Below are 15,071 nucleotides of genomic sequence, written 5' to 3'. Positions count from 1 at the left end.
ACCAACATGAAACGCATTGCAACGCTCACCGCGCTCGGCGCCCTGATCGCCGGCCAGGCCGGCGCCGGGGGTGTCGAACGCTCGGCCCAGTCCGCGGGCATCCTGTTCGAGGATGGCGACCGCGTCGAACTGAGCTTCGGCTACGTCTCGCCGGACGTGTCCGGCGAACAACTTCTGCCAGTCGGGCCGACGTCGCCGGCCGGCGCATCCTCGGGCGACATGTCCGAGGATTACAGCACGCTGGCCTTCGGCTACAAGCAACAGGTCAACGAGTCCGTCGCGCTGGCCCTGATCGTCGACAACCCGATCGGCGCCGACGTGAACTACGGCAGCGACACGCAGTATCTCTACGGCGGGGGCGCGCCCTTCGCCGCGCTCGGGCTGAACAGCTCGACCGCCGAGATCGACAGCGCCGCCGTCACCGCGCTGGCCAGCTACAAGCTGCCCTCGAACGTCACCCTGTTCGGCGGGCTTCGGGCGCAGCAGGCGTCGGGCGGAGTCTCGCTGTTCAACGGCTACGAGATGGAGACGTCGTCCGAGACGGATTACGGCTATGTCCTGGGCGCAGCCTACGAGCGTCCCGACATCGCCCTGCGCGTCGCACTGACCTACAACTCCGAGATCACGCACGATTTCTCGGCCTCCGAGACCGTGTTCGATCCGGCCACGCAGAGCGTCTCGAACTTCGACACCTCCTTCGAGACGACGGTGCCGCAATCGCTGAACCTCGAGGTGCAGTCGGGCATCGCGCCTGACACGCTGGCCTTCGGCTCGGTCCGCTGGGTCGACTGGTCCGAGTTCGACATCACGCCCTCGGTCTACAACACGGCGTATAACGGCTCGCTCGTGAACTACGACGACGACGTCATCACCTACACCGTCGGCCTCGGCCGCCGCTTCACCGAAAACTGGTCGGGGGCCGTCCTGGCCACCTACGAGGATCAGAACGGCGGCTTCTCGGGCAACCTCGGCCCGACGGACGGCCAGACCTCGGTCGGCGTCGCGGTCACCTACGAGACCGAGCGCTACGAGATCACCGGCGGCCTGCGCCACATCTGGATCGGCGATGCCCGGACCGAGGCGCCCTCGGCCCTCGACCAGCCCGCCGGCACCGCCTTCGGCGATTTCGATGACAACACCGCCATCGCTGGCGGCCTGCAGGTGGCGATCAAGTTCTGATCGAACCCTGCCGCACCACGCTTTTGGGCCCCCGCCACACCGGCGGGGGTCTTTCTTTTTTAGGGGTTCTCCGCCTGCACGGCAGACCGGCCCGCCGCGCCGTCGACCGAATCTTCGCCCTCGCGGACGCCGGAAACCGCGTGCCGGTGACATCTGGTCATACGCTCGTTCGGGCCTCAAAGCGCGCCACGCAGCGCTGCCCACCCGCGGGCCTGTGGGATTTCCGCTTCTGGCCCGCGGATTGCTCCCGTTGAACCGCAAGCCCCCTACCGTCCGCGCCGCTGGCCCGCTAGGAAAGGCCGAAGGCAGCGGAGAGGCAGGATGATCTACAACACCGCGGGGGAATGGCGGGCCGCGCAGCAGAAGCGTGTCTGCCTTTTCGGCATGTCCGGACTCGGAAAGACCCATGTCGCCGCGATGCTCCGGCGGACGGGGAACTGGTTCCACTACTCGGTCGATTACCGGATCGGCACCCGCTACATGGGTGAGCACATCGAGGACAACTTCAAGCGCGAGGCGATGAAGATCCCGCTGCTGCGCGAGCTCTTGATGACGGACTCGATCTATGTCGCCTCGAACATTACGTTCGACAACCTCGCCCCGCTGTCGGCCTACCTGGGCAAGCCGGGCGATCCGTCGAAGGGCGGCCTGCCCTTCGCCGATTACATGATCCGGCAGGAACAGCACCAGGTCGCCGAGATCTCGTCGCTGCTCGACACCGTGCCGTTCATCGACCGGGCGCGCGAGATCTACGGCTACGACAACTTCGTCTGCGACACCGGCGGCTCGATCTGCGAGGTCGTGGACCCCGAGGATCCCGAGGACCCGGTGCTGCGCGCGCTCTACGACCACACGCTGATGATCTGGATCGAGGGCAGCGACGACCACACGCAAGACCTGGTCGACCGTTTCGACCGCGCGCCAAAGCCGATGTACTACCAGCCCGAGTTCCTGCGCGAGGCCTGGGCCGAGTATCTCGAGACCAAGGGCATACCCGAGGACGAGGTCGATCCCGACGCCTTCGTGCGATGGGCCTATGCCCGCGCGCTGGCGCATCGGCAGCCGCGTTATGCCGCGATGGCGCGGAACTGGGGGATCAAGGTCAGAGCCGACGACGTCTCGCGCCTGCGGGGGCCGGCGGATTTCGTCGACCTGATCGCCGACACGCTGGCCGAGACCTGAGCGCGCTCAGATGGCGCGCAGCTCGGCCCGGAACCGCGCTGCGTTTTCCTGATAGTGCAGCGCCGACGCCCTGAGCGCGGCGCGCGCCTGATCGTCGAGCTCGCGCACGACCTTTCCCGGCGCCCCCAGGACGAGACTGCCGTCGGGAATCTCCTTGCCCTCGGTCACCAGCGCCCCCGCGCCGATCAGGCAGTTGCGGCCGATCCGGGCGCCGTTCAGAACCGTCGCGCCCATGCCGATCAGGCTTTCCTCTCCGATCGTGCAACCGTGCAGCATCGCCTTGTGGCCGATGGTGCAGTTCGCGCCGATGGTCAGGGGAAAGCCCATGTCCGTGTGCAGGACGCAGTTCTCCTGGATGTTCGTGCCGTCGCCCACGTCGATGCGTTCGTTGTCGCCGCGCAGCGTCGCGCAGAACCAGACCGAGGCCCCCGCGCCCAGAACGATGTCGCCGATGATGTTGGCGTCGGGCGCGACCCAGGCGTCCTGGGCCAGGCTGGGCGTCCGGTCGCCCAGTGCGTAGATCGTCATTTCACCCCCTCCTCGAACTCGGTCTGAAGCTTGCGGACATGGTCCACCAGCTCGGGCTGCTGGGCGCGGCGCAGGCGTTCGGCGGTCACGATGGTGATCAGCCGCTCGGCCGTCCGGTTGAGGTCGTCGTTCACCAGCACGTAGTCGTAGCCGTCCCAGTGGCTGATCTCGTCCCAGCTCTTGGTCATCCTGCGCTGGATGGTGGCCTCGTCGTCAAGCCCGCGGCTGACGAGCCGGCGGTGCAGTTCCGTGATCGAGGGCGGAAGGACGAAGATCGACAGGACATGGGGGCTGAGCGCCGAGTTCTTGATCTGCTGCGCGCCCTGCCAGTCGATGTCGAAAAGCACGTCGCAGCCGGTGTCGATCGCCTCCTGCACCGGCGCGCGGGGGGAGCCGTAGAAGTTGCCGAAGACATGGGCGTGTTCCAGCATGTCGCCGTTGGCCACGAGGCGCTTGAACACGGTTTCGGTGAGGAAGTGATAATGTTGGCCTTCGACCTCGCCCTCGCGCGGGGGGCGGGTGGTGGCCGAGACCGAGAAGCGGATCGAGGGATCCCATTCGCGCAGACGCCGCGCCAGGGTCGACTTGCCGGCCCCGGACGGCGACGACAGGATGATGAGGAGGCCGCGTCGCGCCAAGGGATTACTCCACGTTCTGAACCTGTTCGCGCATCTGATCGACGGTGGTCTTGAGGTCAAGCCCGGTCCGCGTCAGCGTGGCGTTCTGGGACTTCGAGCAAAGTGTGTTCGCCTCGCGATTGAACTCCTGCATCAGGAAGTCGAACTTGCGCCCCACCGGCCCCTCGGCGGCCAGCAGATCGCGGGCCGCCGCGACATGGGCGTCGAGCCGGTCCAGCTCTTCGGTGACGTCCTGCTTGACGGCGATCAGCGCCACCTCCTGCGCCAGCCGGTCGGGGTCCAGGCCGTCGGCCGTCTGCATCACCTTTTCCACGTTGGCGCGAAGCGTCTCGGCGACCTGCGCGCCACGGGCGGCGGCACGCTCGCGCGCCTGCGCGACGAGGGCCTCCACCGCGTCGACCTGGGCAGACAGGATGCCGCCGATGGCCGCGCCCTCGTCCGCGCGGGCGGCCACGAAGGCGTCGAGCAGCGCGGGAAGATCCGCCAGAAGTGCGTCTCGCAGGGCCTCGGCCTCGTCCGCGCTGTCCTCGGCGGCGGTGATGCCCCGCATCGTCAGGATGTCCGCCGCCCGCGTCGGCGCCAGCGCCACGCCCCGCTCGGCGGCGGCGGACTCGACCTGGGCGATCTGGGCAAGCGCCGTCTCGAGGGCGACGGCGTTGACCCCGGCCCCCGCGGCATCGCCGTCCCGTTGAAGCCGCAGCTGCAGCGTTACGTTGCCCCGCGCGACACGGGCCTGAAGCGCGGCCCGCGCCGGCTGCTCGACGCCCTCGGGACGGTCGGGAAGACGCAGCTTGAGGTCCAGTCCCCGCCCGTTGACCGAGCGCAGCTCCCACGTCCAGCTCCATCCGGTTCGCGCACCGCCGATTGTGGCGAAACCGGTCATGGAGTTGGGCATGGCGTTAACCTTTTGACGCAAATTTGCCTGATTTCGCCTCAGCGCCATGCTACTGACACTTTGTGGGGCGGAACTGGCCGCAATTCGGGTATCAGACGGGTCGGACAGCGGCAAGTTTCGCGGGTAACGAGGGCATGTGGCGGGAGTGGGCCATGACCGAGAGAAGCGAAGAGACAACGAACGTCGTGCCTCTTTTCCGTGGCACGAAAGATGGAACCGGTGACGCGGCCTGCGCCGCGGTCGAGCGGTACTGGACGCAGCTGAGCGACGGCCGCCTGATGCCGTGGCGGTCCGAGATCGATCCGCGCGGCATCGGCAGCGCGCTTGACCGCACCTTCCTTTTGGAGCGCGTGGCGCCCGGCGTGGCACGGTTCCGGGTCGCGGGCACGCACCTGACGGATCTGCTGGGCATGGACGTGCGCGGCATGCCCCTGACGATCTTTGCCGGCCCGGCGGCCCGTGACGTGTTCGCCGAGGCGGTCGAGACGGTCTGCGAGGAACCCGCGCGGGTCGAGCTGGGACTGCGCTCTCCGGTCGGGTTCCGCCGCAACAGCGTGGGCGCGCGGCTTCTCTTGCTGCCGCTGCGCGACGATGACGGGCAGTCGAACCGCATCCTCGGCTGCCTGTCGGCCACCGCCATCCCCCGGCGCGTGCCGGTCCGGTTCGACGTCACCTCGGACACGCGGCAGACGCTGATCGGATATGCCGACCACCCCGACCGGGACAGCGGCGCGGCGCGGCCCTCGCTCCGGGTCATCACCCCGGACTGAAAAGGCGCGCCGGGTTTCCCCGACGCGCCCTGAGGCCTTTCGCCGTATCTGCCGACCTTACCCGGCCGTCGCGACCTGCGGCTTGACCGCGCTGTCGCGCAGTTCTTCTGCCACGAGGAAGGCCAATTCCAGCGCCTGCGTCGCGTTGAGGCGCGGGTCGCAGGCGGTGTGGTAGCGGTCCGAGAGATCCTCGTCGGTCACGGCGCGGACGCCGCCGGTGCATTCGGTCACGTCCGATCCGGTCATCTCGAAATGGACGCCGCCGGGAACGGTGCCCTCGGACTTGTGGACGCCGAAGAACTCCTGCACCTCGCGCAGGACGCTGTCGAAGGGCCGCGTCTTGTAGCCGGTGGCCGACTTGATCGTGTTGCCGTGCATCGGGTCGCAGGACCAGACGACGTTGGCGCCCTCTTCCTGCACCGCCTTGACCAGCTTCGGCAGGTGATCGCCCACCTGCCCCGCGCCGAAGCGCGAGATCAGCGTCAGGCGGCCCGGCTCGTTCTGCGGGTTCAGCTTGGCCATCAGGACCTTCAGGTCCTCCGGCGTCAGCGAGGGGCCGCATTTCAGGCCGATCGGGTTCGCCACGCCGCGGCAGAACTCGACATGGGCGCCGTCGGGCTGCCGGGTGCGGTCGCCGATCCAGATGAAGTGGCCCGAGCCCGCGATCGTCTGGCCGGTGGTCGAATCGACCCGGCACAGCGCCTCTTCGTATTCCAGCAGCAGCGCCTCGTGGCTGGTGTAGAAGTCGACGGTGTTCAGCTCTTGGTTGGTCTCGCCGGTCAGGCCCGCCGCGGTCATGAAGTCGAGCGAGTCCTGTATGCGGTTCGCCATGTCGCGGTACTTCTCGGCCTCTTCGGTATCGGTAAAGCCGAGCGTCCAGGCGTGAACCCGGTGGATGTCGGCGAAACCGCCCTTCGAGAACGCGCGCAGCAGGTTCAGCGTCGCCGCCGCCTGGGTGTAGGCGTCGAGCATCCGCTGCGGATCGGGGATCCGCGCCTCGGGGGTGAAGTCGAACCCGTTGATGATGTCGCCGCGATAGGACGGCAGCTCGACCTCGTTCTTGGTCTCGGTCGGCGCGCTGCGCGGTTTGGCGAACTGCCCGGCCATGCGCCCGACCTTCACCGTCGGCACCTTGGCGCCGTAGGTCAGCACCATCGCCATCTGCAGCATCACCTTGAAGGTGTCGCGGATGCCGTCGCCGGTGAACTCGGCGAAGCTCTCGGCGCAGTCGCCGCCCTGCAGCAGGAACGCGCGTCCCGCCGCCGCTTCGGCCAGCTCGGCCTTCAGCGTGCGGGCCTCGCCCGCGAAGACGAGCGGCGGATATTGCGAAAGACGACGCTCCACCGCCGACAGCGCGTCGGCGTCGGTATAGTCGGGCATCTGGACCCGGGGCTTGGATCGCCAGTCGGTCTTGTGCCAGTCGCTCATCGTCTCTCTCCCGCCTTAAGAAGGTCGAGACAGCCTTATACGGAAGCCGGAACGCGGTGAAAACAGGGAAAAGGCAATTGTGTCCCCGGTCACTATTGATCCGCCCTCGCAAACCTGCTTCGCTCAAAAAAACCCGAAGGGATCGGCGGCGATGAACGTACGCAACAACCGTCTGCAAGGCTCTCAGAACGAGGTCAGGATGCGGCGGTATGTATTCGTTCTGCTTCCGGGATTCAGCCTACTCAGCTTTGCCGGCGCGATCGAGGTTCTGCGGCTGGCCAACCACATCTCGAAACGCACGCTCTACGACTGGAAACTGCTCAGCGACGGCGGCGCGCCGGTGCGCTGCGCGGCCAACCTGTCGTACACGCCCGACGGCGATCTCGAAGAATTGCTGCGCGAGGACACGGTGCTGTTGTGCGGCGGGATCGACGTGGGCCGCGCGGCGACCAAGAAGATGACCAACTGGCTCCGGCGCGAAGCGCGGCGCGGCGTCTCCATCGGCGGTCTGTGCACCGCGGCGCACACGATGGCCCGGGCGGGCCTGCTCGACGACAAGCGCGCCACGATCCACTGGGAAAACCACGATGGGTTCACCGAGGACTTTCCGGACGTCTCGCTGACGAAATCGGTCTATGTCCTCGACGGCAACCGGATGACGACCGCGGGCGGCACCTCTTCGATCGACCTGATGCTCAAGCTCGTGGCGCGCGACAACGGCGAGGAGCTGGCGCACGAGATCGCAGACCAGCTGATCTACAACATCGTGCGCACCGACCAGGACGTCCAACGCCTCAGCGTGCCGACCCGCATCGGCGTGCGCCACCCCAAGCTCTCCACCGTGATCCAGATGATGGAAAGCAACATCGAAGAGCCGATCAGCCCCTCGATCCTGGCGCGCGACGTGGGCATGTCGACCCGGCAGCTCGAGCGGCTGTTCCGCCGCTACCTGAACCGCTCGCCCAAGCGCTACTACATGGAGCTGAGGCTGCAGAAGGCGCGCAACCTGCTGATGCAGACCGACATGAGCGTGATCAACGTCGCGCTCGCCTGCGGCTTCGCCTCGCCCTCGCATTTCTCGAAATGCTACCGCGCGCATTACCAGACGACTCCCTACCGCGAGCGTGGCACGCAGGCCGCGCGCGCCGAAGAGGCGTGACCTGACGCACCGTCGATGCGGCGATCCGATACTTCCCATTCGGTGCGTGGCCTTCTAGGGTGCAGGCCAGAAGACCGGAAATACAGGGAGATAAGGATGAAGAAACTGCTTCTTGCCACGGCTGCGACACTGGCAGCCGTCGGAACAGCCTCGGCGCAGGACAGCGACCCGATCAAGATCGGCGTCGTCCTGGGCTTCACCGGCCCCATCGAGTCGCTGACGCCCGGCATGGCCGCGAGCGCCGAACTGGCGATGACCGAGATCAACGAGGCCGGAGGCCTGCTGGACGGCCGCATGCTCGAGCCCGTGCAGGCGGACTCGACCTGCATCGACAGCGCCGCCGCCACCGCCGCGGCCGAGCGCCTGGTGACCTCGGAAGGCGTCGCGGGCATCATGGGCGCGGACTGCTCGGGCGTGACCGGAGCGGTCCTGGCGAATGTCGCCGTACCGAACGGCGTCGCGATGATCTCGCCCTCGGCCACCTCGCCTGCGCTGTCCAACGCCGAGGATGACGGGCTGTTCTTCCGCACCGCGCCGTCCGACGCCCGCCAGGGCGAGGTCATCGCGAACATCGTCCGCGAGAAGGGCGTCGAGGAAGTCGCGGTCACCTACACCAACAACGACTACGGCAAGGGCCTGTCGGATTCCTTCATCTCGAACTTCGAGGACCAGGGCGGCAGCGTCACGCTCAGCGCCCCGCACGAGGACGGCAAGGCCGACTATTCGGCCGAGATCGGCTCTCTCGCCTCGGCCGGCGGCGAGGCACTGGTCGTGCTGGGCTATGCCGACCAGGGCGGCAAGGGCGTGATCCAGTCGGCGCTCGACACCGGCGCGTTCGACACCTTCGTCATGGGTGACGGCATGTTCGCGCAGAGCCTGCTGGAGGATCTGGGACAGTACATGGAAGGCTCCTACGGCGCCGTTCCGTGGAGCGAGGGCGAAGGCGCCGAGGCGTTCGCCGAGGTGGCCAGCGCTGCCGACATCGACCCCGAGGGCACCTTTACCCGCGAAAGCTATGACGCCGCGGCGCTGCTGGCGCTGGCAATGCAGGCCGCGGGTTCGACCACCGCGAGCGAGTACGCCCCCAGCGTGATGGACGTGGCCAACGAGCCGGGCGAGAAGATCCTGCCCGGCGAGCTCGGCAAGGGTATCTCAATCCTGCAGGATGGCGGCGAGATCGACTATGTCGGCGCGACGGGCGTCGAGCTGGTCGGCCCCGGCGAGGCCGCCGGCACCTACCGCGAGTACGAGATCCAGGACGGCGATTACTCGACCGTCCAGTTCCGCTGATCGCACTATGACGTAACGGAACGGCCCGGTGGGATTTGCGCACCGGGCCGTTCTTTGACAACGGGGACCGTGTTTCGGCCGGTTCGTTGGGGACGCAGGTCGACCGGAGCCCGCGGGAACAGCAACATGATCGTCGTCACCGACATCCACAAGCATTTCGACGGATTTCACGCTGTCGACGGAGCAACGCTCGAGATCCCGACCGGTTCCATCACCGGGCTGATCGGCCCGAACGGTGCGGGCAAGACGACCCTGTTCAACGTGATCGCCGGCAACCTCGCCCCGACCTCGGGGACCGTCACGATGAACGGCGAGGACATCACCGGGCTCAAGCCGCACGCGCTGTTCGAGAAGGGTCTGCTGCGCACCTTCCAGATCGCGCACGAATTCCACTCGATGACGGTGCGCGAGAACCTGATGATGGTGCCGCCGCGCCAGACCGGCGAGACGCTGTGGAACACCTGGTTCGCTCGTGGCCGCATCGCGCGCGAGGAAGAAGCGCTGGCCCGGACCGCGGACGAGGTGCTGGACTTCCTGACGATCTCGCATCTCGCCGACGAGCGGGCCGGGAACCTGTCGGGCGGTCAGAAGAAGCTGCTGGAGCTTGGCCGGACGATGATGACCGACGCCAAGACCGTGTTCCTCGACGAGGTCGGCGCCGGGGTGAACCGGACGCTCCTGAACACGATCGGCGACGCCATCCAGCGGCTCAATCGCGAGCGCGGCTACACGTTCTGCATGATCGAGCACGACATGGAGTTCATCGGCCGCCTGTGCGACCCGGTGATCGTCATGGCCGAGGGCAAGGTCCTGGCCGAGGGCACGATCGACGACATCAAGAACGACGAGCAGGTGATCGAGGCTTATCTCGGCACCGGTCTGAAGAACAAGGCGACGGCATGACCGCACCCGCGCCCCGCCCCGGCGGCCTGCGGGACGGCCGTTGTCGTGACGTGAGTATTTTTGCGAAGATGAAGAGCGAGGGGAGCGCCACGTGAGCGAGCCGGTACTGATCGGGAGCGGGATGACCGGCGGCTACGGTGCGGCCGACATCCTGCACGACTGCACGATCGCCGTGGAGAAGGGCCGGATCTCGGTCATCGTGGGGCCGAACGGCGCCGGCAAGTCCACGGCCATGAAGGCCGTCTTCGGCATGCTGCCCCTGCGCCAGGGCGCGGTGCGGCTGGACGGACACGACATCACCGGACTGAGCCCGCAGGACCGGGTGGCGCAGGGCATGGCCTTCGTGCCGCAGACGCGGAACATCTTTCCCTCGATGACGGTCGAGGAGAACCTCGAGATGGGGGCGTTCCTGCGGCGCGACGACATCGCGGGGACGATGGAGGAGGTCTATCACCTGTTCCCGATCCTTGCCGAGAAGCGGCACCAGCCCACCGGCGAGTTGTCCGGCGGCCAGCGACAACAGGTTGCCGTGGGCCGGGCGCTGATGACCCGGCCGCGGATCCTGATGCTGGACGAGCCCACCGCCGGCGTGTCGCCGATCGTCATGGACGAGCTGTTCGACCGGATCATCGAGGTGGCGCGGACCGGCATCTCGATCCTGATGGTCGAGCAGAACGCCCGGCAGGCGCTGGAGATCGCCGATACCGGCTACGTGCTGGTGCAGGGGCGCAACGCCTATACCGGGAGCGGGGCCGAGCTTTTGGCCGATCCCGAGGTTCGGCGCAGTTTCCTGGGAGGGTGAGCGCGATGCGGAACGGGATCCGGCGCGCCCCGGCGGCGCCCCAGCTGTGGCATATCGCGGCCCGGAGCGGCCGTGCGCGGAAGGACTGAGACATGGAACCGTTGAACGCCCTCGTGGCCTTCTCGAACTTCGTGGTGATCCCGGCCACCGCCTACGGGGCCCAGCTGGCGCTTGGGGCGCTGGGGGTGACGCTGATCTACGGGATCCTGCGGTTCTCCAACTTTGCCCACGGCGACACGATGGCGTTCGGGGCGATGGGGACGATCCTTGCGACCTGGGCGCTGCAGGCCGCGGGCGTGTCGCTGGGGCCGTTGCCGACCGCCCTCTTGGCGCTGCCCGTGGGCATCGCGGCCTGCGCGGTGCTGCTGCTGCTGACCGACAAGCTGGTCTACAAGTTCTACCGCGCCCGAAAGGTATCGCCGGTGCTGCTGGTGATCGTGTCGATGGGGGTGATGTTCGTCTATAACGGGCTTGTGCGCTTCGTCATCGGCGTGGACGACCAGAATTTCGACGACGGCGCGCGCTACCTGATCGGCGCGATCCAGTTCCGGCAGATGACGGGCCTGGACGAGGGGCTGGCGATCCGCACCAGCCAGGCGATCACCGTCGTCACCGCGGTGGTGACCGTCGCCATCCTGTTCTGGTTCCTCAACCACACGCGCACCGGCAAGTCGATGCGCGCGTTCTCGGACAACGAGGACCTGGCGCTGCTGTCGGGCATCAGCCCCGACCGCGTGGTGCGGGTGACGTGGCTGATCGTGGCGGCGCTCGCGACCATCGCCGGGGTGCTTTACGGGCTGGACAAGTCGTTCAAGCCCTTCACCTACTTCCAGCTGCTGCTACCGGTCTTCGCAGCGGCGATCGTCGGCGGGCTCGGATCGCCCATCGGCGCGATCGCCGGCGGCTTCGTCATCGCCTTCTCGGAGGTGACGCTGACCTACGCGTTCAAGAAGGTGGCGAACTACCTGCTGCCCGAAAGCCTCGAGATCGACGGGCTCGCGCAGCTGCTCGCGACGGATTACAAGTTCGCCGTGAGCTTCGCGATCCTCGTCATCGTATTGCTGTTCCGGCCGACCGGCCTGTTCCGGGGGAAATCCGCATGAACCCTTCCTTGCGCACACCTCTTCTGTTCCTGGCCGTCGCCGCGTTGATCGTGCTGGTCGGCGTGCTGCAAAGCTGGAACGTCGCCCTCGGCATCCTGAACATGGGGCTCGTCAGCGCGATCATGGCGCTCGGGGTGAACATGCAATGGGGCTATGCCGGACTTTTCAACGTGGGCGTCATGGGCTTCGTGGCGCTTGGCGGGCTGGCGGCGGTCATCGTGTCGATGCCGCCCGTCGACGCCGCCTGGGCGGCCGGAGGCGCGCGGGTGATGGCGGCGATGGCCGTGGGCGCGGCGACGATCGCCGGCGCGATCTTCCTGTGGAAACGACTCGGCAGACGATCGGGCCGCGGTCTGATCGTGGCGGCGGTGCTGGCCATCGGCTTTGTCGTCTATCGCTGGCTTCTGGGGCCCGCGGTCGACGCCATCGAATCCGTCGATCCGGCGGCGACGGGCTATCTCGGCGGGCTGGGGCTGCCGATCGTCCTGGCCTGGCCCATCGGCGGTGTGCTGGCGGCCGGCGCGGCATGGATCGTCGGCAAGACGGCCCTGGGGCTTCGGTCGGATTACCTTGCCATTGCGACGCTCGGCATCGCCGAGATCATCATCGCGGTCCTCAAGAACGAGGATTGGCTGAGCCGCGGCGTCAAGAACGTCATCGGCCTGCCGCGCCCGGTTCCCTATGAGGTCGACCTGCAGAACAGCGAGGCCTTCGTGACGCGCATGAGCGACTGGGGCTTCGACCCGGTGACGGCATCGACGATCACGGTGAAGCTCGCCTATGCCGGGCTGTTCGTGCTTGTCCTGATCGTGCTGCTGTGGCTGGCGCAGGCCGCGCTGGCGTCGCCCTGGGGCCGGATGATGCGCGCGATCCGCGACAACGAGACCGCGGCCGAGGCGATGGGCAAGGACGTGACGCGCCGGCACCTGCAGGTCTTCATCCTGGGCAGCGCCCTTTGCGGTCTGGCGGGCGCGATGATGACGACGCTCGACGGGCAGCTGGTGCCGACCACCTACCAGCCGCTGCGGTTCACATTCCTGATCTGGGTGATGGTGATCGTCGGCGGATCGGGCAACAATTTCGGCGCCGTGCTGGGCGGGATCCTGATCTGGTTCCTCTGGGTCGAGGTCGAGCCACTGGGCCGCTGGGTGATGGACAACGTCACCGCCAACCTCGACGACGGCATCCTGAAACAGCGGCTGATCGACAGCGCGGCGCATATGCGTCTTCTGACGATGGGCGTGCTGATGCTGGTCGTGCTGCGCTTTGCCCCGCGCGGCCTGATCCCCGAACGGTGACGCGGGCGCCGGCCCTTCTGCTTCTTGCGGCCGGGGCCGGGGCACGCATGCGCGGTCGCGACAAGCTTCTCGAAGAGATCGACGGCGTGCCGTTGCTGCGGCGGCAGGCGGAGGCGGCCTGCTCCACCGGGGCCCCGGTTATCGTTGCGTTGCCTCGGGACGCGCCTGCGCGCGTGGCGGCGCTGGACGGGATGCCGGTCAGCCGCGTCGAAGTGGAGGATGCCGCGTCCGGGATGGCCGCGTCTCTGGTCGCGGCCTGCGCGGCGGCGCCCGAGGCGCGCGGCGTCATGATCGTTCTCTGCGACATGCCGGAGCTGACCGGTGCCGATCTGTCGGCGCTCATCGCGGGCTGGGACGGAGAGGCGATCCTGCGGGCGGCGGCAGAGGACGGGACGCCGGGGCATCCGGTGATCTTTCCCGCGGACCTTCGGCCCGAATTGCTGGCGTTGCGCGGGGATACCGGCGCGCGTGACGTGTTGCGTCGCCATGCGGGGCGGATCGTGACGATGCCCCTGCCCGGCCGCCGCGCCGTGACCGACCTCGACACGCCCGAGGCGTGGGAGGCGTGGCGGCGCGGGCGGAACTAGGACCCCTCGGCCAGCAGCCGCGCCTCGTGCCGGCGCAGGGTGCGTCGTGCCGCGCCGTAGGAGTCGGTGCCCTCGGACTTCGCCAGGTCCGGGAACAGTTTCAGGATCTCGCCACGCTGCGCCGCACCGATGCCGCGGAGGGAATAGTCGCCGGGCTGGAAGCTTTCGCTCCACGCGCCGTTGGCGAGGATGACCTCGTGATGGTCGAACAGAATGTGGTGATAGCTGGTATCCTGCGTCGCCGCAGGTTCGATGCCGGGCATCGCGGTCAGGTGCTTGGCCGCGGCCAGCACCTCGCGCTCGTCGAAATAGATCGCGGCGCGTTCGCTGCACAGAAGCATCCGGTGGCACGGCGACACCATCATGTCGCGCTCGGGCAGGCCGTGGCCCAGGGCGCCCTGCCGGATCATCACCGGGCGCAGGGACGCGTCGGCGGCGATCTCGGCCGACGACAGGTCGCGACGCCCGGTCCAGCGAACCCGCTGCACGCCGTTGTCGCGGGTAAAGACGCGGTCGCCTTCGCGCAGGGTCTCGACCGGAACCTCGCCGCGCGGGGTGGCGATCGCGGTGCCGGGGGTAAAGCAGATGGCCACGTTCTCGATGTCGGAGAAGTGGATCGTGCGGCTGAAATTACCGCCCTCGTCACGGACACGCAGCGTGCCGCTTTCCTTGTGCGGGTCGTAGGACAGGCGGTAATCGTCGGGATCGAGTCCGCTGAGGTCGAGCGTATCGTAATCGTCCCCGCCGCCGCCGCCGTGGATCCGGCCGTTTCCGGCGAAGGGTTGAATCACGAAGGTGTCGCGGTCGTCGCCGCCATGCAGCCAGTCGCCGTCGGTCACGCCCACGATGGTGTCGTTGCCGTCGCCGCCCTGGACCGTGTCGGCATCGGCGCCGCCGGACAGCCGGTCGTCGCCGTCGCCGCCGCGAATGTCGTCCTGCCCTTGGCCGCCGTTGATGGTGTCGTCGCCGTCACCGCCGCGCAGCCGGTCGACGCCGTCGCCGCCTTCGATGCTGTCATCGCCCGGCCCGCCGGTGACGAGATCCTGTCCGTCGCCGCCGCGCAACGTGTCCGCGCCCTCGCCGCCCGAGATCGTGTCGTCGCCATCGCCGCCTTCGACCAGGTCGGCGCCGCGGCCGCCGTCGAGGGTATCCTGACCGTTCAGCCCGCGCAGCGTGTCGTCGCCGTCGGTGCCGTCGATCGTGTCATTGTTCGAGGTGCCGGTTCGTTCCGCCATTCTGGCATACCTTCCACCTGGCCCCGGTCCGTCGCCGAAGCATTTACGGTGACCTAACCGAGTAAAGATTTACG

At 67.8% G+C, this 15,071-nt stretch carries 15 protein-coding genes; 10 read left to right on the top strand and 5 right to left on the bottom strand.

Translation table 11 applies throughout. The features are described 5' to 3' along the window. The first annotated feature begins 6 nt into the window (after nt 1-6). Nucleotides 7-1,179: an OmpP1/FadL family transporter gene (locus tag BMZ25_RS00170; protein WP_092686633.1), complete on the top strand. Its 1,173-nt coding sequence runs from the start codon at nt 7-9 to the stop codon at nt 1,177-1,179. Between the two features lie 321 nt (nt 1,180-1,500). Beyond that, nucleotides 1,501-2,361 carry an ATPase gene (locus tag BMZ25_RS00165; protein WP_092686631.1) on the top strand — a complete coding sequence of 287 codons (861 nt, stop codon included), beginning with the start codon at nt 1,501-1,503 and terminating at the stop codon, nt 2,359-2,361. 6 nt (nt 2,362-2,367) lie between these two features. On the opposite strand, the gene BMZ25_RS00160 is transcribed toward BMZ25_RS00165, so the two are convergent. From BMZ25_RS00160 to BMZ25_RS00150, 3 genes are read right to left on the bottom strand one after another with little or no spacing between them, the layout of a single operon-like run. Continuing rightward, nucleotides 2,368-2,889 (bottom strand): gamma carbonic anhydrase family protein, encoded by a 522-nt coding sequence (locus BMZ25_RS00160; protein ID WP_092686629.1) that lies wholly within the window; start codon nt 2,887-2,889, stop codon nt 2,368-2,370. Beyond that, nucleotides 2,886-3,527 (bottom strand): guanylate kinase, encoded by a 642-nt coding sequence (gene gmk, locus BMZ25_RS00155; RefSeq protein WP_092686627.1) that lies wholly within the window; start codon nt 3,525-3,527, stop codon nt 2,886-2,888. Before gmk ends, BMZ25_RS00160 begins: the two co-directional genes overlap by 4 nt. A gap of 4 nt (nt 3,528-3,531) precedes the next feature. Continuing rightward, a complete protein-coding gene (locus BMZ25_RS00150) occupies nt 3,532-4,422 on the bottom strand; it encodes a YicC/YloC family endoribonuclease (RefSeq protein ID WP_092686625.1) in 891 nt (296 codons plus the stop codon). 152 nt (nt 4,423-4,574) lie between these two features. Here BMZ25_RS00150 and BMZ25_RS00145 point away from each other — a divergent pair, with 152 nt between their 5' ends. After that, nucleotides 4,575-5,192, top strand: a complete 618-nt coding sequence (locus tag BMZ25_RS00145; RefSeq protein WP_177190337.1) for a PAS domain-containing protein — start codon at nt 4,575-4,577, stop codon at nt 5,190-5,192. A gap of 57 nt (nt 5,193-5,249) precedes the next feature. Here BMZ25_RS00145 and BMZ25_RS00140 read toward each other — a convergent pair whose 3' ends face one another. Further along, nucleotides 5,250-6,620, bottom strand: coding sequence for a class II 3-deoxy-7-phosphoheptulonate synthase (locus BMZ25_RS00140; RefSeq protein ID WP_092686621.1), 1,371 nt, complete (start codon nt 6,618-6,620; stop codon nt 5,250-5,252). Nucleotides 6,621-6,771: 151 nt separating this feature from the next. Between BMZ25_RS00140 and BMZ25_RS00135 the strand changes: the two genes are divergently transcribed. The 7 genes from BMZ25_RS00135 (at nt 6,772) to BMZ25_RS00105 (ending at nt 13,762) form a co-directional block, all read left to right on the top strand. Then, nucleotides 6,772-7,779, top strand: coding sequence for a GlxA family transcriptional regulator (locus tag BMZ25_RS00135; RefSeq protein ID WP_092686619.1), 1,008 nt, complete (start codon nt 6,772-6,774; stop codon nt 7,777-7,779). 96 nt (nt 7,780-7,875) lie between these two features. Continuing rightward, nucleotides 7,876-9,069 carry an ABC transporter substrate-binding protein gene (locus BMZ25_RS00130; RefSeq protein WP_092686617.1) on the top strand — a complete coding sequence of 398 codons (1,194 nt, stop codon included), beginning with the start codon at nt 7,876-7,878 and terminating at the stop codon, nt 9,067-9,069. Between the two features lie 126 nt (nt 9,070-9,195). Further along, the gene (locus tag BMZ25_RS00125; protein WP_092686615.1) at nt 9,196-9,972 is read left to right on the top strand and encodes an ABC transporter ATP-binding protein; all 777 of its coding nucleotides are present in this window, start codon (nt 9,196-9,198) and stop codon (nt 9,970-9,972) included. A gap of 91 nt (nt 9,973-10,063) precedes the next feature. Beyond that, nucleotides 10,064-10,774 (top strand): ABC transporter ATP-binding protein, encoded by a 711-nt coding sequence (locus BMZ25_RS00120; RefSeq protein ID WP_092686613.1) that lies wholly within the window; start codon nt 10,064-10,066, stop codon nt 10,772-10,774. Nucleotides 10,775-10,866: 92 nt separating this feature from the next. Continuing rightward, a complete protein-coding gene (locus tag BMZ25_RS00115) occupies nt 10,867-11,877 on the top strand; it encodes a branched-chain amino acid ABC transporter permease (RefSeq protein WP_092686611.1) in 1,011 nt (336 codons plus the stop codon). Beyond that, the gene (locus tag BMZ25_RS00110) at nt 11,874-13,175 is read left to right on the top strand and encodes a branched-chain amino acid ABC transporter permease (protein WP_092686609.1); all 1,302 of its coding nucleotides are present in this window, start codon (nt 11,874-11,876) and stop codon (nt 13,173-13,175) included. Before BMZ25_RS00115 ends, BMZ25_RS00110 begins: the two co-directional genes overlap by 4 nt. After that, complete coding sequence (locus tag BMZ25_RS00105; RefSeq protein WP_092686607.1) at nt 13,172-13,762, top strand: nucleotidyltransferase family protein; 591 nt, start codon at nt 13,172-13,174, stop codon at nt 13,760-13,762. The genes BMZ25_RS00110 and BMZ25_RS00105 overlap by 4 nt, the downstream gene beginning before the upstream one ends. Here the strand turns inward: BMZ25_RS00105 and BMZ25_RS00100 are convergent. Then, entirely contained in the window at nt 13,759-14,997 is a 1,239-nt protein-coding gene (locus tag BMZ25_RS00100; protein ID WP_092686605.1) for a Hint domain-containing protein, read from the bottom strand. The two genes, BMZ25_RS00105 and BMZ25_RS00100, sit on opposite strands and share 4 nt — an antisense overlap. Between the last annotated feature and the right edge of the window lie 74 nt (nt 14,998-15,071).

The organism is Tranquillimonas rosea (assembly GCF_900111315.1).
In the GTDB taxonomy this organism is placed as follows: domain Bacteria; phylum Pseudomonadota; class Alphaproteobacteria; order Rhodobacterales; family Rhodobacteraceae; genus Tranquillimonas; species Tranquillimonas rosea.
The sequence above is the reverse complement of the archived record's forward strand: the minus strand, read 5'-3'. Positions and strand labels throughout refer to the sequence as shown.

Coding starts and splice junctions, on each gene's coding strand:
- BMZ25_RS00170 (WP_092686633.1), top strand. CDS start 7: ATGAAACGCATTGCAACGCTCACCGCGCTCGGCGCCCTGATCGCCGGC.
- BMZ25_RS00165 (WP_092686631.1), top strand. CDS start 1,501: ATGATCTACAACACCGCGGGGGAATGGCGGGCCGCGCAGCAGAAGCGT.
- BMZ25_RS00160 (WP_092686629.1), bottom strand. CDS start 2,889: ATGACGATCTACGCACTGGGCGACCGGACGCCCAGCCTGGCCCAGGAC.
- BMZ25_RS00150 (WP_092686625.1), bottom strand. CDS start 4,422: ATGCCCAACTCCATGACCGGTTTCGCCACAATCGGCGGTGCGCGAACC.
- BMZ25_RS00145 (WP_177190337.1), top strand. CDS start 4,575: ATGACCGAGAGAAGCGAAGAGACAACGAACGTCGTGCCTCTTTTCCGT.
- BMZ25_RS00140 (WP_092686621.1), bottom strand. CDS start 6,620: ATGAGCGACTGGCACAAGACCGACTGGCGATCCAAGCCCCGGGTCCAG.
- BMZ25_RS00135 (WP_092686619.1), top strand. CDS start 6,772: ATGAACGTACGCAACAACCGTCTGCAAGGCTCTCAGAACGAGGTCAGG.
- BMZ25_RS00130 (WP_092686617.1), top strand. CDS start 7,876: ATGAAGAAACTGCTTCTTGCCACGGCTGCGACACTGGCAGCCGTCGGA.
- BMZ25_RS00125 (WP_092686615.1), top strand. CDS start 9,196: ATGATCGTCGTCACCGACATCCACAAGCATTTCGACGGATTTCACGCT.
- BMZ25_RS00115 (WP_092686611.1), top strand. CDS start 10,867: ATGGAACCGTTGAACGCCCTCGTGGCCTTCTCGAACTTCGTGGTGATC.
- BMZ25_RS00110 (WP_092686609.1), top strand. CDS start 11,874: ATGAACCCTTCCTTGCGCACACCTCTTCTGTTCCTGGCCGTCGCCGCG.
- BMZ25_RS00100 (WP_092686605.1), bottom strand. CDS start 14,997: ATGGCGGAACGAACCGGCACCTCGAACAATGACACGATCGACGGCACC.